Consider the following 3,435-nt stretch of genomic DNA (forward strand, 5'->3'; position numbering starts at 1 on the left):
GTCGTCGGCTGGTGGCTCTACGACATCTTCTACATCACCCCGTTCCTCGCCATCCCCTACCTGCACACCGTCAACCGCGAGCTCTTCTCCGACTGAGATGCGCGAGCCGAATGTCCTTACGTCACTGAGGAGGTCCAAACGTGGCTTATGTGTGGGAGATCCTTCGCTACGTCGCGGCGTGGGGCGGCACCGGACTGATCATCTGGTTCTGGTATTGGCTCTTCTCCAACATCGGCACGTTTTGAGCGCTGGAGTGGACCGCCGGGACGCATGGGATTCGGCTGATGCCTGAAGACTCCCACGCAATGTCACTGGAGCGGAGTTGCTCGGTGACAGCCGTCGCGCTGAGCGAACGACGTCGCGAGGGCGTGCGGCTCGTCACGGGTGACCGGCGCCGCTTCGGGTTGAACGCGGCGCTGACGTTCGTTCACGTCCCCTACCCACCACTGTGCGATTGGACTCGCAGAGCCCTGACGTGCGGTGTGGCCCTGCAATGTTCACCGTCCAAAGAACGAATCACCCAATATCGGTTGAACGAGTTGTCTACTCGCGAAGTGCGCGCTCTCAGCGTTGTCGAAGCCGGTGTCGCCCTCGGCTGGATGGCCTCGCGCTGGCCGGGCCTGCTCCCCGATGCGCGACGACTGCTGCCGGACCTCCACACCGAATCGGGCGACATGAGCGCCCTGGAAATGCTCAACCGGGCGATCGCGTTGGCCGCCACGGGTCAGACATTGGCGGTCCATCCGCTGCTGGGCACGTTGCCGCTGGCCTTCACGGCGCCGCGAGGCTTGGCCGACAGGTTGCGGCGCAGCTTTGGCAGGATGCCCTGGACGACAACGCAAAACCGACTGCCGCGACCGTACTCGGTTCCCGTCGGCGGCGACGGCGGTGTCCGTAATCCCAATCTGCCGCCGCCGAGCCGGCCGCAGGACAACGATCTCGACGTGACCCCGGAGCATCGGCCCGGGATCCCCTACCCGGAATGGAACATGTGGACCCAGCGGTTCGTGCGCGACCACGTCGCGGTGATCGAGCGTGCGGATGCCCGGCGCGCAGGCGGTCCGGCGGCGGTGGCCGTCGACGTCCGCAAGTGGTTCGAAGAACACACCCATCGGGGGATGGCGAACCGCCTCGAAGACGGCGCCGACCTCGACGTCGACCAATACGTCAGCCACTACATCGACCTGACCACCGGCGAGGCCAAGGAACCGAGGATCTTCCGCGAGTTGCTGCCCGTCGGCCGCGACGTCACCACGGCGGTGCTGCTCGACGGCAGTTCGTCGCTGGGGGTGCACGGCGGGCGAATCTTTCAACTCGAACTGGCTTGCGCCGACGCGCTTTCGCGCGCGATGACCCTGGCGCGAGAGCGCCACGGCATCTTCGCTTTCACCGGCAATACCCGCCATCGCGTCGAAGTCCACTGCCTGAAGGGCTTCGAGGAGCGGCGGCTGGTGGCTCCCAGCGGGCTCGGCCTGTCCACCCGGGGGTACACCAGGCTCGGTGCGCCACTGCGCCATTTGACCAGCCGGCTGCTCGCGCAGGCATCCGAACGGCGGCTGCTGATCGTCATCGGCGACGGTCTGCTCTCCGATGAAGGCTACGAGGGGCGCTACGCCTGGGCGGATGCCGCGCACGCCGTCGAGGAGGGCAACGATGCGGGGGTGTCGATGTACTACGTCGGCGTGGGCCCGACGCGTGTCGATCCCCTACCGGAGGTGTTCGGGCCGCGACGGTCCCAACGGATCCGACGCGTAGAGGAGCTTCCTCGGGTGTTGGCTCATGTCCATCGCGAACTGGTGGCCGCATGAGTGCCGCCACCGATACCTATTTCGCACACGGCAACGAAGTCCAGCTGTTCGAGCGGGCCTACCGCCAGCGCCTGCCGGTGATGCTCACGGGCCCAACCGGATGCGGCAAGACGCGTTTCGTCGAACACATGGGCCTGCTCTTGCAGCGGCCCGTCGTCACCATCAGTTGCCACGACGATCTCACCAGCTCCGATCTCGTCGGCCGCTTCATGGTGACCGGCGGCGACGTGGTCTGGACCGATGGCCCGCTGACCCGGGCCGTCAAGGCCGGCGCGATCTGCTATCTCGACGAAGTCGTCGAAGCTCGCCACGATTCGCTGGCCATCCTGCATTCGCTCACCGATCACCGGCGATCGCTGTACCTGGATCGGGCGGGTGAGGTCGTGACGGCGCCGGACACCTTCATGCTGGTGTGTTCGTACAACCCGGCGTATCGCAGCTCGCTGAAGGAGCTGAAGCCGTCCTTCCGGCAGCGATTCGTCACACTCGCGATGAGCTACCTGCCGCCCGAGCGCGAAGCCGAGGTGATCGTCGCCGAAGCCGGAATCCCCATCGCCGCCGCGCGTCGACTGGTCGGGTGCGCTGTTGCGATCCGCACCGCCGACGACGCCTTCCACTTCGAGCCGCCTTCGACCAGGGTGCTGGTCACCGCCGCGCACCTGATCGCCGCCGGGGCAAGCGAATTGGATGCGGCGGAGGCCTGCATCCTCGCGCCGCTGAGTCTCGATGGCGCGGTCACCGACGGCCTACGTGAAGTCGCGGTGGCCAGCCTGGCCACCACCGACGCCCCGAGTGCACGCCCTTAGGAGAGGAGCTGACGGCATGGACCAACAGGAGAGGAAGCGCAAGAGGGCGCTGATTGTCTTCCAGCTGTTCATCTACGGCTATTTGCTGGCAATGTTCGGCATCCAGCTCTACATGTCCTTCGCCCGCGGGTGGTGGAACTTGTGAAACCTGTTGTCGCCCAACCGGCTGTCACGGTCAGCCTGGACGATCACCACGACGCGTCCCGCCACGCGCAGCGCCGCGCGGACAAGTGGATGATCGTCGGCGCCGCCTTGATGGGCATGTGGGCGCCGGGTTTGATCGGATTCCCCATCTTCATGCGCGGCGTATGGCTGCAGCGCCAGGCGCTGCGCGCCGGCTTGTCGGTCCGGCCCATGATCGTGACGCTGATCGGGTATCTGGTCCTGATCGACGGGATGCTCAACAGTCTCGGCTGGGCCCTCGACCTGGTCGCCAACCACACCTTGATCAACCGGGTGCTGATGGTCGGCTGGGGCAACATGTTCGACGCGGGCTACTTCTGGCATTACAACGAGCTCTGGGTCGGCGGCGCCGCGGGGCCCGGCGAGAAGGCCTATGTCGCCGGGTTGATCCTCACGGTGTTCTCCATGCGGGTGGCCGCGGCGATCGGGTTTCTCCAGATGAAGCGGTGGGGTCACCAGTGGATGGTGGTTACCTGCTGGATGGGCGTGGTGATCTGGTCCGCCTACGTGTTCAACATGACCATGTTCGCCGACGTGCGCTACGCCGGCGTCGTATTCCCCGTCGTCGGCTGGTGGCTCTACGACATCTTCTACATCACCCCGTTCCTCGCCATCCCCTACCTGCACACCGTCAACCG

4 protein-coding genes are annotated in these 3,435 nt (G+C 65.9%); all 4 read left to right on the forward strand.

Annotated elements, in window-relative coordinates; genetic code table 11:
- The first annotated feature begins 284 nt into the window (after positions 1-284).
- On the forward strand, positions 285-1,808 hold the full coding sequence (locus tag A5704_RS01745) for a nitric oxide reductase activation protein NorD (protein ID WP_067887104.1): 1,524 nt from the start codon (positions 285-287) through the stop codon (positions 1,806-1,808).
- Positions 1,805-2,614, forward strand: a complete 810-nt coding sequence (locus A5704_RS01750) for a CbbQ/NirQ/NorQ/GpvN family protein (protein ID WP_067760874.1) — start codon at positions 1,805-1,807, stop codon at positions 2,612-2,614. Before A5704_RS01745 ends, A5704_RS01750 begins: the two co-directional genes overlap by 4 nt.
- Before the next feature lie 16 nt (positions 2,615-2,630).
- Positions 2,631-2,759 carry a hypothetical protein gene (locus tag A5704_RS29525; RefSeq protein WP_255369178.1) on the forward strand — a complete coding sequence of 43 codons (129 nt, stop codon included), beginning with the start codon at positions 2,631-2,633 and terminating at the stop codon, positions 2,757-2,759.
- Positions 2,756-3,435, forward strand: a 680-nt coding sequence (locus tag A5704_RS01755) for a hypothetical protein (RefSeq protein WP_067887106.1), incomplete at its 3' end; no start/stop codon positions are given. The genes A5704_RS29525 and A5704_RS01755, both read left to right, overlap by 4 nt.

It is taken from the genome of Mycobacterium sp. E735 (assembly GCF_001666955.1).
Lineage (GTDB): Bacteria > Actinomycetota > Actinomycetes > Mycobacteriales > Mycobacteriaceae > Mycobacterium.

Excerpts from the sequence above, each read along its gene's own strand:
- A5704_RS01745 (WP_067887104.1), top strand. The coding sequence starts at position 285 with ATGCCTGAAGACTCCCACGCAATGTCACTGGAGCGGAGTTGCTCGGTG.
- A5704_RS01750 (WP_067760874.1), top strand. The coding sequence starts at position 1,805 with ATGAGTGCCGCCACCGATACCTATTTCGCACACGGCAACGAAGTCCAG.
- A5704_RS29525 (WP_255369178.1), top strand. The coding sequence starts at position 2,631 with ATGGACCAACAGGAGAGGAAGCGCAAGAGGGCGCTGATTGTCTTCCAG.